General features: G+C 63.2%; 10 protein-coding genes. 2 read left to right on the forward strand and 8 right to left on the reverse strand.

All coding sequences use genetic code 11. The features are described 5' to 3' along the window. Nucleotides 1-7: 7 nt before the first annotated feature. The 7 genes from KIH76_RS02255 to KIH76_RS02285 form a co-directional block, all read right to left on the reverse strand. A complete protein-coding gene (locus KIH76_RS02255; RefSeq protein WP_214374190.1) occupies nt 8-1,717 on the reverse strand; it encodes a glycoside hydrolase family 43 protein in 1,710 nt (569 codons plus the stop codon). Between the two features lie 47 nt (nt 1,718-1,764). Then, the gene (locus KIH76_RS02260) at nt 1,765-2,907 is read right to left on the reverse strand and encodes a family 8 glycosyl hydrolase (protein WP_219069078.1); all 1,143 of its coding nucleotides are present in this window, start codon (nt 2,905-2,907) and stop codon (nt 1,765-1,767) included. 39 nt (nt 2,908-2,946) lie between these two features. Continuing rightward, nucleotides 2,947-4,863 carry a sialate O-acetylesterase gene (locus KIH76_RS02265; RefSeq protein WP_219069080.1) on the reverse strand — a complete coding sequence of 639 codons (1,917 nt, stop codon included), beginning with the start codon at nt 4,861-4,863 and terminating at the stop codon, nt 2,947-2,949. A gap of 71 nt (nt 4,864-4,934) precedes the next feature. After that, nucleotides 4,935-7,058 carry a glycoside hydrolase family 3 C-terminal domain-containing protein gene (locus KIH76_RS02270; RefSeq protein WP_214374186.1) on the reverse strand — a complete coding sequence of 708 codons (2,124 nt, stop codon included), beginning with the start codon at nt 7,056-7,058 and terminating at the stop codon, nt 4,935-4,937. Nucleotides 7,059-7,071: 13 nt separating this feature from the next. Next, a complete protein-coding gene (locus KIH76_RS02275) occupies nt 7,072-8,040 on the reverse strand; it encodes a carbohydrate ABC transporter permease (protein WP_214374185.1) in 969 nt (322 codons plus the stop codon). A 13-nt stretch (nt 8,041-8,053) separates the two neighbouring features. Next, entirely contained in the window at nt 8,054-9,037 is a 984-nt protein-coding gene (locus KIH76_RS02280) for an ABC transporter permease (RefSeq protein WP_214374184.1), read from the reverse strand. A 102-nt stretch (nt 9,038-9,139) separates the two neighbouring features. After that, nucleotides 9,140-10,738, reverse strand: coding sequence for an extracellular solute-binding protein (locus KIH76_RS02285; RefSeq protein ID WP_219069082.1), 1,599 nt, complete (start codon nt 10,736-10,738; stop codon nt 9,140-9,142). A gap of 305 nt (nt 10,739-11,043) precedes the next feature. Between KIH76_RS02285 and KIH76_RS02290 the strand changes: the two genes are divergently transcribed. Then, entirely contained in the window at nt 11,044-12,087 is a 1,044-nt protein-coding gene (locus tag KIH76_RS02290) for a LacI family DNA-binding transcriptional regulator (RefSeq protein ID WP_214374182.1), read from the forward strand. Between the two features lie 5 nt (nt 12,088-12,092). Here KIH76_RS02290 and KIH76_RS02295 read toward each other — a convergent pair whose 3' ends face one another. Beyond that, the gene (locus KIH76_RS02295; RefSeq protein WP_236036746.1) at nt 12,093-13,115 is read right to left on the reverse strand and encodes a LacI family DNA-binding transcriptional regulator; all 1,023 of its coding nucleotides are present in this window, start codon (nt 13,113-13,115) and stop codon (nt 12,093-12,095) included. Between the two features lie 290 nt (nt 13,116-13,405). Here KIH76_RS02295 and KIH76_RS02300 point away from each other — a divergent pair, with 290 nt between their 5' ends. Continuing rightward, complete coding sequence (locus KIH76_RS02300) at nt 13,406-14,827, forward strand: carboxylesterase/lipase family protein (protein WP_214374180.1); 1,422 nt, start codon at nt 13,406-13,408, stop codon at nt 14,825-14,827. The last annotated feature ends 154 nt before the right edge of the window (nt 14,828-14,981 follow it).

Raw genomic sequence — 14,981 nt, forward strand, 5'->3', positions numbered from 1 at the left:
GAACGATTCAGCGGGCCTGGACGCCGGCCAGGCATCCGACGAATCCTCCGGCATGCTCGGTGCTCAGGAACCGTGCATCGTATGAACGCAGCGTCCGTGAACGTTCGCCGGGCACGCCGTCGCGCAGGACATGCAACGAACCGTCCTGCCCCGGCAAGGCCTCGGTGTCCAGCGCGAACACGTCCAGCCGGTTGCCGTGCAGACGCAGCCCGACCGCCTCGCCCGCCCGCAACGCGAACTGGTCCCATGCCGGTTCGTCGCCGTCGACGCGATGCACCACGACGATCGGCCCGTTCTGCGATGCCTTCGCCTCCACGGTGGCGTAATGCCCGGTGTCCTGGCGCAGCATCAGCGCGTTGCCCGGCACGATCGCGCCGGACCAGTCCATATCGTCGACCGGCTGGAACCGGTATGCGCCGGCAGCCTGCACGCGGATAGCCGGCACGTCGTCGCCGGCCGTCGCAACATCATCCGTCACGCCAAGACGCTCACATTCGCTGTCCGAAACCGATTCGACCGCAGCCGCGCGTCCATCTTCGTCAACGTCCACCCGCAGCCATGACGGAACACGGCCATAGCCCGGCGCGACCGTCGGCCAGCCGGGATCCTGGCCTTCGCCCGGCAACGGCTCGGGCAACGTATCCTGCGAATCCTCATAATCCCAACGCACCGGCGCGACGAACGTCTCACGGCCCAGATAACTGCGCCGCTCCCCCGGTCCGCCTCCTAACGTCTGTCGCACGCCGAGACAGGTCAACATCCAACCGGCTTCAGGATGATGCAGCAGATCGGCGTGGCCGATGCACTGCACCGGCTCGGCCGATCCCAGATGACGGTGCGTGACGATCGGATTGCGCTTGCACGCGCGGAACAAGCGATCATAGTCGCCCAACACGCTGCGCTCCCCCTCACGGGCCGGGCGAATGGCCACGCCGCGCGCCGCGCAGTCGTGCGCAAATCCCTCGATCGCCGCAGCAAAACCGTCAGGCGCAAACGCACGCATCATCATCTCGCTGTGCTCGAACGACGTACCGCCCTCCGCGGTCATCAGATACACGAAGTCGCCCACCCGGTACAGGTGAGGCCCCTCCGCCCACACCGCATCCAGACCGTACCCGCGCCAGATCACCGTGCGCTCGCCGGCGATCGTCCAGGTGTCCGGGTCGAGCGGCGCGGTCCATACTTCGGTCTGACCGTCCCAATGCGAGTCGACGGCGGGACGCGTCTGCGTCCACCAGACTTTGCCGTCCCGGTCCTCGAAGATGTCCGGGTCGATGCCTTCCGCGCCGCTCACCCAGAATGGTCCCTGCCACGGGCCTTCGAGCGTGTCGGCGGTGATGATGAAGTTGCCGCCGGCCGTGTCGCATCGCGCGAGTTCGTCACCTAGACCGGCGGCCTCCGCATGATCGCGGTCGATGCGGGTCGTGGTGCATGCGATCACGTATCGGCCGCGGATGCGACGCAGGGTCGGCGCGTACAGGCCTCCGGAGTCGGCTACGCCGTCGAGGAACAGACGGCGCGCCATGTCTTCGTCGACTGCGTCGGCGACGTGCGTCCAGGTCGTGAAGTCCCGGGTCGTGTGGATCGGCAGTCCGGGGATGAGCTCGAACGACGAGTTGACGAGCGCTACCTCGCCGCGCGTCCCGTCCCAGATCCACGAGGGGTCGGGGTGCATGCCGTGCAGGACGGGGTTGTGGATGAATCGGGTGACTGCCATGTGATTCCTTTGATCGTGACCGAGTCCGGTCGGCGGATACGTTTCATTCACCAGTCGCGCCGGTATCGGCCGGCGAGCGCGAGCATGGCGAAGGCGTAGAGGAAGTTGTCGTAGTATCGGCGCGGGCCGATGCGCAGGGGCGTGTTCCACAGCAGGTCGACCCATGCGCGCGCGTTGCGTTCGGCGTCGGGGTGCCGGCTCGGATCGGCGTGGATGGCGGCGAGCGAGCCTTCGGCGGTGGCTGCGATGAAGCCGACCGGGTGCAGGACGCGTTCGTCGGCGACGGGCGTGCCGTCCACTTCGTAGGCGCAGGTGCGGTCGTGGGTGAGGAAGAAACGTTGCAGGGCGGCCACGCGGTCGCACAGCACGGGGTCGGTCACGCCGTTCCAGCTCACGTCGAGTCCGATGTTGCCGGCGGTGCGGTAGGCGTCGGAGTAGAACCAGTCGTGGCGGCCGAACTGCGCTTCGGTGTGCGGCGTGCCGTCGTACAACGAATATTCGGGATTCAGGCCGGTCGTCTCGTCGCAGGCGCGTTCGAGATACGCGCGGCTCGCTTTCGCCGCGGTCTGCCAGAATGCGCGGTCCTCGTCGCCGACGTATTGCGAGAACACCTCGTAGAAGTGCGGAAGATGGTACGAGGGGTCGGTCCATTCGGTTTCGGGGATGAATTTGATGAGATGGTTGTCGACGTTCCACATCGGGTCCCCGGCTTCTTCTCGTCCCTTGTGCACGCAGTGGTGCAGCAGTTCGCGCGCCTGGGCGACGTAGTCGTAGATGCCGTCGCGGCTGCCCCATCGGCGTGCGGCGAGGAACAGGTCCATCGCGAAGTATTCCTCGCCGTCCGGGGCGGGGCCGCCGGCGCGTTCGGAGCCGTCGGGTTTGACCGACCATGAGAAGTAGTGCACGTGGTGTCCGTCGGCCATGTACATGTGCTTCATGACCCATCCCCACAGCTTGTCGAACACGTCCTGCCGGTCGTATTGCACGGCGAGCATCATCGCGTAGCTCATGCCTTCGGTGCGCACGTCGTCGTTGCCGGTGTCCATCACGTAGCCGAGCCCGTCGTCGGTGTCCCAGTAGACCTTGTCCGGTCCTTCGAAGATCGCGTGCCAGACCTGTGCGAGTCGCGCGTCGATGTCGGTCTGCGCGTATCCGCACTGCGCGAACATGGATGGTGACGTCGTCGTCATGATTTTGGATCCTCCTTGATCGATATGGTTTGACTTCCGCTAGTCGATGGGCATGGAGAAAGGGGTGGCGAGCAAACCGGCCGAGTTAGCGAGCACCAGAGCGGGCTTGGGCTCCCACAGGAAGCGCAGGCTGGCGTCGCGGCCCGGGACGGTACCAAGCGGCAAGTCAACGGCGATGCGGTCGCGGGCGATGATATGCCCGTCGAACGTGGCGACGCGCGGCAGTCCGGCACCGTTCACCACATCGAACCGCAAGGGGCCGGCCGCGCGCAGACCGTCGCCGACGTGCGTGAACCGCACGACGAGCCGATTCGTCTCGCTGCGCACCCAGCACGGCACCGGTCCCATCGGCTCGCCGTCACCGCCGTAGGCGAGCGACTCGGCCGCCACGGCCATGCGTTCGGCCACGGTTTTCTTGTCAAACGGGTGCAGGTCGCTGTCCTCGCCCGCATCGTAGGTCGTGACCATCGCCGTGTTGTGCACGGCGAGCGCCTTGCGCTGTTCGTCGCGCAGGTACAGCCACGACGAGGGATCGTCGAGCTGGTAGTTCGGCAGCTGCGCGTAGATGAACGGGAACTCGCCCTGATCGAACAGGCGACGCCAGTCCTGTACGAGCGACGTCTGCAGGTCCGCGTACCCGTACGGATGCCAGCAGTTCGACTCGCCCTGATACCACAACGCGCCGGTCAGACCGAGGCGGCGCAGCGGCACGATCATCGCGTTGTAGTCGCCGACCGGTTCCATGCGGAAGAACTCGTCGTTCGGTTTGACGGGCATCCATACGCTGCGACGGAACCGCCAGGGGCCGAGCGAGTCCACGTCGATCACACCGTCGGTGGAGGCCGCGTCGAGATTGGCGTGGTCGGTCAGGTCGCGTTCGAGCGCGTCTCCGACGATGATGAGATGCCGCTTGCCCTTGGTGAATCCGCCCATGGCGCCTTCGACCTTGAGCCGTATCGCGAGGGTGAACGTGTGCGGCAAGGCACCGATATCGTAGTCTCGCGGCGGATACTGATAGAACGTTTCGCCGATCAGGCGTCCGTCAAGGTAGATGCGGTCGGCGTCGTGGATGGTGCCGAAGCGCAGCTGGGCCGGTTGGCCGGCGTACCGTTCGGGCACAGTGATGCGCTTGCGCAGCCAGATGATGCCGGGCGATTGCAGTTCTGGACGATCCGATTCAGTGAGTTCCATCGTGTCCCAGTCGGAGTCGTCGGCATCCGGCGATTCCCAGTGTTCCACAAGTCCACGGTCCGCATCGTCGGCTTCCTTGTCGTACGCCGCTGCGGCCGCGGTGAACAGCCGCTGCTGGCGTTCCACGTAGTCGGTCGTGTACTTGTCGAAGTCGTCGGGCAGCGCGCCCATCGATTCGAGTCGTTCGCGGCTCATCCATGTTTCGATCTTGCTGCCTCCGACCGCGGTGTTCACCAGTCCGATCGGCACGTTGTGCGTTTCGCGCAGTTTCTTGGCGAAGAAGTAGCCGATCGCGGACATGTCGGCCGGCCGGTCCTTCGCCGAAACGAACCACTCTCCCGCATCCAGGTCGTCATGCGCGTGCTGGAAGTCGAAGACCTGCGGCACGTTGAACCAGCGGATGCCGTCGTCATCGGCGTCGTCCAGCAGATGCGGGGCCTCGTCGGCGATGCGCTCCATGCGCATCTCCATGTTCGATTGTCCGGCAAGCAGCCATACATCGCCAAACAGCACGTCATGGATGACGCCCGTCGTCTCGCCGTCCGTGACGGTGATCGTCGCCACGGTGCCGGCCGGCTGCGCGGGCAGCGCAACTTCCCAGCGGCCGTCTGCGGCGACGTCCGATTGTACGGATACGGACGACTCGGCCGTCGTCAGCGTCGCCGCGATCGTACGGCCCGGCCCGGCGGTACCCCAGACGACGACCGGCCTGTCACGTTGGATCAGGCAGTGGTCGGATACCAGAGGTGTGATGTGCAGCGTCATGACTGTGCTCCTTGGACAGGATTGAAACGGATTCGGCCCGGCAATGTCCGGATGCCGGGCCGAACGTGATATCAGAATTCGATGGTCGTGGATTCGGGCGCAAAACCAAGCAGTTGTGCGGACCTGGCGTCGGGCTGACTGACGCCGGCGTAGATCGCGAAACGGTTGCCGTCGACGATCTGCTTGCCGTCCTCGTCGTAGACCGTGAACGCATCCGGATCGACCGGCACCGTAACGGTCGCGTTTGCGCCTGCAGCGAGATCGACCGGCTGAAATCCGGCGAGCTGCCAGTTACGCGGGGCGAGCGTCGAATCGAGGTTCTTGACGTACACCTGCACGATCTCGCGTTCGTCGCGACCACCCGTGTTTTCGAGTGTCAGACTCACGTTCGCGGTACGGCGCTCGCGGTCCACGTCCACGTTCATGTCGCCGAGCGCAGTGGTCGAATACGTCAGGCCGTAGCCGAACGGGTAGAGCGCCTCGTCTTCCAGGTATCTGTAGGTGCGTCCCTTCATGGAATAGTCCTCGAAATCGGGCATGCCGTCGCAGTTGCGGTAGAACGTGACCGGCAGTTTGCCGGACGGCGCGGCCTTGCCGAAGAGCACGTCGGCCACAGCGTCGCCACCCTGACCGCCCGGATACCATACCTGCATGAGCGCGGCGAGATTCGGATGGTCCTCAAGTCCGTCGAGGCTCAACGCACTGCCAGCGGCGAGCAGCACGATCACCGGCTTGCCGACCTCAAGCAGTCGTTCGAGCAGATGGCGCTGACGTCCCGGCAGACTCAGATTCGCCTTGTCCCCGGCGCCCATCGAGTTGCCGGCGTCGCCCTGTTCGCCTTCGATGGTGGCGTCGAGGCCGAGGACGGCGATGATCACGTCGGAATGTTCGGCGTTGATAACCGCTTCGGATTCGCGCTCGTTCTCTCGCGACAGGCCGGATTCGGCGTGTATGCCGAACAGCGAGCAGCCGAGGCCGGAATAGACGCGCACGTCGTCGCCGCACGCACGTTCGATGCCTTCGAGGATCGTGGACTTGTGGCTCGGCCGACCGAAGTAGTTGCCGAGGATCGCCTGCACGGAGTCGGCGTTCGGACCGGTGACCGAGATCGCGTCAAGCTTGGATTTGTCGAGCGGCAGGATGCCGTCGTTCTTGAGCAGCACGAATGTCTTCGGAGCGAGCGAGCGGTTGAACGCGCGGTGTGCGGCGGAGTCGTTGGCCGCGTAATCGATCTGGTCGTATTCGCAGTCGTCAGCGAACATGCCGAGGCGAACGCGCGTGGCATACAACGCCTCGACGGCGCGCGTGACCTCGTCCTCGCTCACGAGGCCGCGTTCGATGGCCTCCTTGGTGGCACCGGAGCAGTGGCCGGCGCACAGGTCGAGTCCGGCCCTGATCGCGTCGGCCATCGTTTCGGCCGCGTCCTTCGTGTAATGGTGGTTCTCGTGCACGTCCTCAAGCGCCATGAAGTCGGAGACGACGTGACCTTCGAAGCTCCACTGGCCGTAGAGGTGGTTCTTGAGCAGATCGTCGTTGACGGAGCACGGCTGACCGTTGGTGGAATTGTACGCGGTCATCACGCATTCGACGTCCGCCTCCTCGACCGCCGCCTTGAAGGCGGGCAGATAGGTTTCGGCCATGTCCTTCTTCGAGGCGACCGCGTCGAACTCGTGCCGCTTGGCCTCCGGGCCGGAGTGCACGGCGAAATGCTTGGCCGTGGCGGCGAGCTTCAGATACCTGCCGTCGCCCTGCAGTCCGCGGATGAACGCGACGCCGAGACGGCTGGTCAGGTACGGGTCCTCGCCGTACGTCTCCTGCCCCCGCCCCCAGCGCGGGTCACGGAAGATGTTCACGTTCGGCGACCAGTAGGTCAGGCCCTTGTAGATGTCACGATCGCCATGCGCCGAATACTCGTTGTACTTGGCGCGGCCTTCCTCGGCGATCACCTCGGCCACGCGCTTGAGTCCGGCGTCGTCGAACATGGCGGCCATGCCGATGGCCTGAGGAAAGACGGTGGCGACGCCCGCGCGGGCCACGCCGTGCAGCGCTTCGTTCCAGTAGTTGTATTCGGGGATGCCGAGCCGTTCGATGGCGGGAGCCGTGTAGTTGAGCTGGCCGATCTTCTCGTCGAGCGTCATCTGCGCGACGATGCGCTTCGCCTGTTCGAGCGCCTCGGCGTGGGTCATCTGAGTCATGGTGTCGATCCTTTCAGCCCTTGACCGCGCCGATCATCACGCCCTTGTTGAAGTACTTCTGCAGGAACGGATACAGGATCAGCAGCGGGAGCGTGGAGACGATGATCACGCCGTACTTGATCTGGTCGGCGACCTGACGGGCCTGCTGGGCGGTGTCACCGAAGGTGGCCGTGTTCTGCGCGGACTGGTTCGACAGCAGGATGGACTGCAGAACCACCTGCAACGGCTGCTTGTTGGTGGTGCGGATGTAGATGAGGCCGGTGAAGTAGTCGTTCCAGTGGCCTACGAAGTAGTACAGCGCGATGACGGCGATGATCGCCGAGCTCAGCGGCAGCACGATCTTCCAGAAGTACCCGAAGTACCCCAGGCCGTCGATCTGCGCGGCGTCATGCAGGTCCTCGGGAATCGAGGTTTCGAAGAACGAGCGGGCGATGATCAGGTTCCACACGGACAGCGCACCGGGCAGGATGAACACCCACATGGAGTCGAGCAGGCCGACCTGCTTGTACAGCAGGTAGCTCGGGATGAGGCCGCCGGAGAAGAACATCGTGAAGGTCAGCAGGAACAGGATCACGCGACGCGGCTTGAATTCGCGGCGGGACAGGCCGAACGCCATCGGCAGCGTGACTGCCATGTTCAGCGCGGTGCCGACGAACGAGTAGATGATCGTGTTGCGGTATCCGCTCCAGATGCGGGCGTCTTCGAAGATGCGCTGGTAGCCGCCCATCTGCACGCCGCGCGGCAGAAGCAGCACCTTGCCGGTGGCCACGAGCTTGGGGTCGGAGATGGACGCGATGATGATGAACCACAGCGGATAGAGGATCGCGAGGATCACCGCGACCATCAGCACGGCGATGACGATGTTGACGATCCAGTCGGAGACGGTCTGCTTCTGACGAACGTGCTTGTTCCACGGAATGTCTGCGGATGAGGCCTTCGGCGCGGCGATGGTCGCGGGCGCCTGGACTGCTTGGGTGCTCATGATGTGTCTCCCCTTAGAAGATGCTGGTTTCCGAGGTCTTCTTGGCGATGAAGTTCGCCAGGACCAGGAAGAAGAAGTTGATGACCGTGTTGAACAGGCCGATGGCCGTCGAGTAGGAGAACTGGCTCTGCTGGATGCCGATCTTGTACGTGAAGGTGGCGATGACTTCGGAGGCCGGCTGGTTGAGCACGTTCTGCATGAGGTAGACCTTCTCGAAGCCCACGGAGAGCACGGAGCCCATGTTCATGATGAGCAGGATGCCCATGGTCGGCAGGATGGTGGGAATGTCGACGTGGCGGATGAGCTGGAGTCGGCCGGCGCCGTCGATTTTCGCGGCCTCGTACAACGCGGTGTTCACACCGGACAACGCGGCCAGATAGATGATCGAGTTCCAGCCGACGTGCTGCCAGACCTCGCTGATCCAGTACAGCGCGGTGAATGCTTTCGGCTCGCCCATCAGGCTGTGGCCGGGGAAGAAACGGCCAATGATGCCGGTGTTCGGGGTGAGCAGGATGTTGAGCATGGAGACGATGACGACGGTCGAGATGAAGTGCGGCATGTAGGTGACCGTCTGGATGAACCCCTTGACCTTGGTGCTGGACACTTGGTTGATCATCAGGGCGAGGATGACCGGGAAGATGAATCCCATAACCAGCGTCCACAGACTGATGCGCACGGTGTTGGTGATGACTGCGGTGAAGTTCGGGTCGGTGAAGAACTGGTTGAAGTACTTGAACCCGACGAACTTGCCGCCGGTGATGCCTTTGCGCGGGTCGAAGTCGCGGAAGGCGAGCTGAATGCCCCACATCGGCACGTACGAGAAGAACAACACGAAGCAGCAGCCTGGCAGGATCATCAGCCAGATCTGCCAGAATCGCTGGAAGTGCCGCGCCAGTCGCACGGGCAAAGGCTGGCTTCGCTGGATGGCGATGTTGTCTGGGACGGATGACGAGAGGGCTACGGCGGATTGCGCGCCACGTTGCGCTGTCTTTCTCATGGTTGGTCTTTCTTTTGCAGAAGTTGTCGATTCAATCGTGGAATGACCGCGGAGACGCGGATGACCGTGTCTCCGCGGCATATGGGTGGAGCCGTGTCGGCGTTACTGTTCGTCCGGGAACAGCGGCAGTGGATCAGTCACCTGGTCGTCGTATGCCTTCTGCCACAGGTCGAGCATCTCGTCGAGGCCGGCGGCCTTGACCTGCTTGACGTAGTCGTCCCATCCGTCCTCGACGCCGCCGTTCTGGATCCAGTTACCGGTGGTGGTCATGACGTAGGTCATCACGCGGTTGTACAGGTTGCTCAGCGTGGTGCCGTCCTCGGTGCTCATCTTCACGTAGACCGGCATGTAGCTCTTCTCGTTGACGTGGCGCTGGGCCGCTTCGAACGGCGCGTCAACGGCCTTGTTGCGGTCCACGTCCACGTCGCCCTTGATCACGATGTCGTCGGGAATGTAGGTGGTCATGTTGATGGTCGGCGCGATCTTGAGATCCGGGTCGTAACGGGACGGATCGACCGTGTATTCCTTGTCACCGGTCTTCTTGATGTAGTCGGTGCCGTAGTTGATCTGCAGCGCCATGTCGGTACTGTACATCTTGTCGACGATCTTCCAGATCGCTTCCTTATTCGGAGCATCCTTGGCGACCGCGAGCGTGCCCTGACCGTACTTGGACGCCTGCAGGGAAGTATCCCAGACCAGGTCGTCGTCGGACATGGACGAATCGTACTTCAGCGGCCCGAGGGCGACGTACTGGTCGGCAATATCTGATCCCATGGAGTAGGCGTTGGCTTCGATGGCGACGCCAACGGAAGCGGTCGTGCCCTCGCCCTGCTTCTCGGAGTCATAGGAGGAATCCTCGTGGGTGAGCGCGTCAGCGGGCAGCAGGCCCTTGCTCATCAGCGTGTGGTAGAACTCGATGGCGGCCTTGTAACGGTCGTCGGTCAGCCACGCCTTCACGGTGCCGTTCTCGACGTAGACGCCTTCCTGGCCGGGGGCGGTGTTGAACGAGGTCGGGATGCCGGTGTCGTTCATGATGACGAACGGATCCCACCAACGGTAAGACGTGGTCGCGAACTTACGGATGTCCATCGGGATCTCGTCGGCTTTGCCGTTGCCGTTCGGGTCCTCGGTCTTGAACTTCTCGAGCACATTGATCAACTCGTCCCATGTGGTCGGCATGTCGAGGCCGAGCTTGTCGAGCCAGGTCTTGTTGATCAGACGGCGGTGCACGGACATGCCGCCCTGCACGTTGCTCTGGCCCATCACGTAGATATGGCCTTCAAGATCGGTGACCCACTTCTTGAGCGTGGGCTGCTCGTCGAGCATCTTCTTGACGTTGGGCATCTGGTCGAGATGCTGGCTGAGATCCTCGAAGTACGGATACTGGCTGACCGCATCGGAGTAGTACAGGCCGTTGATGGAGATGTCGGCAACGTCACCGGCGGCAAGCGCGGTGGCCTTCTGCTGGTCCCATGCGGTGGTGGAGACCTCCTTCCATGTGATATGGCAGTCGCAGGCCGTTTCCAACTCGTCGGTCCATTTCATGTCCTTCATGGCCGCCTGGTTATCCCACTTGAGGACCTGGATTTCCACCTCGGGCTTGCCGTCCGAGGCGAGGCGCTTGCCGTCGCCTTCGGAACTCGACCCGCAACCGGCCAGAATGGTGAGGGCCGCGCAGGCCGCCGCTGTAATGCTAAGCATTCGGGCTTTGCCACTTCGTCGTGTCATTGCACTCTCCTTTGTGCGAAAATTTTCTCTCCATTCTCGATATCTCAAGAACAATTCATTTATACAACTCGGCATATGCATTTGTCAAACAACCGCAAAACACCGTTCTCGAAACTTTTTTCGAGAGAATCTCTTATGCTAAAACATTGAAAGTAAGCCGTTTACAGTCATACACACGCATCGAGATTGCCATCACAGGCATCATAAACAACGACTCTTGTGTACAATCATTTTTAGAAGTTTTTTCGAAAATTTCATCTCAACGAGGAGGTGCCCACATGCCACAATCCACGCGCATCAGACCATCGGCAAGCCAGTCCCGGTCGAGAAGACGCCCGACGCTGACCGAAATCGCCAGCCAGCTGGACGTCTCCGTGGCCACGGTGTCCAAAGTGATCAACGGGAAACCCGACGTGGCCGACGCCACCAGAAACCGCGTGCAGGCCGCGCTGGACGCGATGAACTACGCGAAAAGCAGGTCCTCGACATCGCCGCTGATCGACGTGGTGCTGGAGCGGCTCGACAACGTCTGGGGACTGGAAGTCATCATCGGCGTGGAACGGGCCGCCCGCAGCCATCGCCTCGGCGTGGTGATCACGGAGACCCGAGGCGTCAGCGACGACCCCTCATTCTGGGTGGATGCATGTGTGGAGCGCAATCCGATCGGCGTGATCCTGGTGCTGAGCGATCTCGCCGAAGACGCGGCGCAACGACTGGCCGCCCGAAACATCCCCTACATGCTGCTCGACCCCTCGGGAGATCCCGACCCGGGCTCGGCATCCATCCGCGCCGACAACTGGAGCGGCGGGTTGGCAGGCACCCGGCATCTGCTGGATCTCGGCCACACGAACATCGGGGTCATCACCGGCCCCTCATCCATGCTGTGCTCACAGGCGCGACTGGCGGGGCATCTGGCCGCCATGGCGGAACGCGGGCTGTCCGTCGACGAATCGATGATTCTGGAAGGCGACTTCACCACGACATGTGGACGCGAGCTGGCGGCGAAGCTGCTCGCCCGCACGCCGCGCCCCACCGCCATCGTCGCCGGCAACGACCTGGAGGCCATGGGCATCTACGACGCCGCCCACACGTTCAACCTGCGCATCCCCGACGACCTGTCGGTCATCGGATTCGACGACGTGCAGACCTCGGCCTATATGGGGCCGCCGCTGACCACGGTGCGCCAGCCCATTCGCGAGATGTCGTCGGAGGCGGTCGACCTGCTGCTGCGCTGGGACGAACGTGACACGCTGATGACCAATCTGACGCTGCCCACCACGCTGATCGTCAGAGGCAGCACCGCGCCATCGCCCGACGAATGATCCGATCAGGCCTGGGGTGCGCCGGTGGTCTGGCGCACCTCGAGCCTTGGCGTCATGACGATGCGGCGTTCCGATATGCGCCGCCCCTCGTCCTGCTGGGCCTTGGCGTTCATGATCATCTTGACCGATTCCTGCGCGACGCCGAGAAACGGCTGGTGCACCGTGGTCAGCCCCATACCCGCTACTGGAAACACATCGTCGAAGCCGATAACCGAAAGCTCCTCGGGCACCAGCACCCGAAGGCGGGCCGCCGCATGCAGGATGCCGATGGCCGTCAGATCGTTGAACCCGAAGATGGCGGTCGGCGGCTCTGGCATCCGCAGGAAACGCATGGCGGCATCGAATCCGGCCTCCGACATGAAGTCGCCCGTCGCGACCAATGCCGGATCGAGCTGAAGACCAGCCTCACGCAGCGCCATGCCAAGCCCCGCCATACGCGCAGCCGACGATTCGGAATCATCGGGCCCCGACACGACCGCGATGCGCCGGTGCCCCAACCCGACAAGATGCCGGCCGGCGATCAATCCGCCGGTCCAATTGTCGACGCCTATGGAAAGCGTCTCCTCGCTGGAGCCACGATTCATGTCGACGATCACGAACGGGATCGACCGGGATCGGAACAGCTTGCGTTCCTTGTCGGTGACATCGGGAAGGTCGACGATCATGCCCAGCGGGTTGCGACGCAGGATCTGCAGGAACAGCTCATAGCGGTCTGCTCCAGGCTTTGTTTCACTGACCGTCACGCCGGCGCCCATCGCGTTGGCCTGCGAGGTCGCTCCCCGCAGGAACTCGACCAAGCCGTTGCCATCCCCATACGGCAAGATCAGTTCGACGGTGGACGACATCTTCGCGTCAAGCTGCCTCTTGCGGCGATACCCGACCTGTTCCAGCACCTTCTCGACGTTCTGCCGAGTGGCGTCCGATACGCCGTCACGTCCGTTGACCACCTTGGACACCGCGGCGATCGACACGCCCGATCGCTGGGCGATCTCAGCCAACGTGACTTTTCGCTCTGCATTGCCTGTCATAACCACCTCAGTTAATAGAAAATTTTCGTTCTTGTTTCAGTATAGCGAAACCTCGCAATCAGTCAGGCAATCCTTCATATTCCAGCAATACATGCTGATAGACATCATTCTTGACACAGGTTCCCCAACTGATAGCATTACTCATGTCGATATTTTTCTAAATTTAAAAGAAAATTTTATATCAGCGGCCGTCATCCGGCATTCATCCGGGGCGCGAACCGCCGACGACGGAGTCCCCCGGAGCCCGACCGTCCGGTTCGCCGCCCATCGTCATCAGGCAAAGGAGCAAGATGGTAGCACGACAAGTCATCACCCGATACGGGGCCATCGAGGGCCTTGCCCTCGAGGATCCGAACATTACCGCATTCAGGGGCGTGCCGTTCGCCGCTCCCCCGGTCGGCGAGCTGCGCTGGCGCGCCCCGCAGCCGCTTCGGCCGTGGGACGGCGTGCTCAAAGCGCATGATTTCTCGCCGATCAGCATGCAGCCGATGAGCGGCCCGGACGAGTTCTATGGCAGGGAGTGGGGCGTCGATCCCGCGACACCGCGCTCCGAGGACTCGCTCTACCTGAACATTTGGACGCCCGCGCTGCGAGGTTCCGGCGACGAGGTCGGATTCCTCGGCGCAGACAACCCGCGATTGCCGGTGCTGGTGTGGATCTACGGCGGCGCCTACCAGTGCGGCACCGCTTCGGAGAAGGAGTTCGACGGAGCGTCGTTCGCACGCCGCGGCATCGTCGTGGTGACTGTATCCTATCGTCTCAACGTGTTCGGCTTCTTCACGCACCCCGGTCTGCGGCATCCCACCGAACCGACCGCGAACTTCGGCATGCTCGACCAGCAGGCGGCCATCGCTTGGGTCAAGAACAACATCGAGGCGTTCGGCGGCGACCCCGGCACCATCACCGTCGCCGGCCAGTCGGCCGGTTCGGCCAGCGTACTCGCCCAATGCGCGTCCGCATCGTCAGACGGCCTGTTCCAGCGCGCGATCATGCAGTCCGGCGGCGGGCTCGGCGTCTTCAACGAGCACCTGTGGTCGCTGGCGGAATCGCAACGCAACGGCGAACGGTTCCTCGCTTCGCTCGGCGTCTCGTCGATCGACGAGGCCCGATCGATCCCCGCCGCCGAACTGCTCGACGCGGCCTGTGCATTCCCGGTACCACCGGACTCCGGCCGCGAAGGCGACTGGCCGATGCTGGTCAACTGGATCCCCTGCGTCGACGGTCGGTTCCTCACCGACCAGTATGGTGACGCCCTGCTTCATCCGCACAGCGAGCGCCATCATCGTCGCAAGCTGCTGATCGGCAACACCACCGGCGAGTTCACCGTCCCCGGACCGAACGGCACGCCGGTGCCCGAAGGCGAGCTGGGCAATATCAGGCTGGCGAACGCATGGATCGAAGCCGGCGACCCGAAACCGTTCTTCTACCGGTTCGACGTGCAGATGCCCGGTGACGACGCCGGCGCGTTCCACTCTTCCGACCTGTGGTTCACGTTCAACACGCTGCACACCTGCTGGCGTCCGTTCTCCGGCTGGCATTACGACCTGTCCGCCGCCATGTGCGACTACTGGGCGAACTTCATCCGCACCGGCGACCCGAACGGCAGCGGGTACGACGGCACGCCGCTCCCCCGCTGGGATGCGTTCGATCCGTCGCATCCGCAGGCCATGCGATTCGGCCGCGAATCCGGCATGGAGTCTCTGGCCGGTTGATCGCCGGCCAAAACGAATGCGGGGTGTGACCGTTGTGCCTGTTGCAACGGTCACACTCCGCACGACCATCTATGCCCGAGCAGCGCCGCGGGCACGTCACTGCGTCCGGATTCCACCAGCAGCATCGCCTTCCTGATGGAATCCGGACGCGGCA

This window comes from Bifidobacterium simiiventris (genome assembly GCF_019331715.1).
In the GTDB taxonomy this organism is placed as follows: Bacteria; Actinomycetota; Actinomycetes; order Actinomycetales; family Bifidobacteriaceae; genus Bifidobacterium; species Bifidobacterium simiiventris.

Bases quoted from the DNA above. Each gene is read 5' to 3' on its own strand.
- KIH76_RS02255 (WP_214374190.1), bottom strand. From the start codon at position 1,717: ATGGCAGTCACCCGATTCATCCACAACCCCGTCCTGCACGGCATGCAC.
- KIH76_RS02260 (WP_219069078.1), bottom strand. From the start codon at position 2,907: ATGACGACGACGTCACCATCCATGTTCGCGCAGTGCGGATACGCGCAG.
- KIH76_RS02265 (WP_219069080.1), bottom strand. From the start codon at position 4,863: ATGACGCTGCACATCACACCTCTGGTATCCGACCACTGCCTGATCCAA.
- KIH76_RS02270 (WP_214374186.1), bottom strand. From the start codon at position 7,058: ATGACTCAGATGACCCACGCCGAGGCGCTCGAACAGGCGAAGCGCATC.
- KIH76_RS02275 (WP_214374185.1), bottom strand. From the start codon at position 8,040: ATGAGCACCCAAGCAGTCCAGGCGCCCGCGACCATCGCCGCGCCGAAG.
- KIH76_RS02280 (WP_214374184.1), bottom strand. From the start codon at position 9,037: ATGAGAAAGACAGCGCAACGTGGCGCGCAATCCGCCGTAGCCCTCTCG.
- KIH76_RS02285 (WP_219069082.1), bottom strand. From the start codon at position 10,738: ATGCTTAGCATTACAGCGGCGGCCTGCGCGGCCCTCACCATTCTGGCC.
- KIH76_RS02290 (WP_214374182.1), top strand. From the start codon at position 11,044: ATGCCACAATCCACGCGCATCAGACCATCGGCAAGCCAGTCCCGGTCG.
- KIH76_RS02295 (WP_236036746.1), bottom strand. From the start codon at position 13,115: ATGACAGGCAATGCAGAGCGAAAAGTCACGTTGGCTGAGATCGCCCAG.
- KIH76_RS02300 (WP_214374180.1), top strand. From the start codon at position 13,406: ATGGTAGCACGACAAGTCATCACCCGATACGGGGCCATCGAGGGCCTT.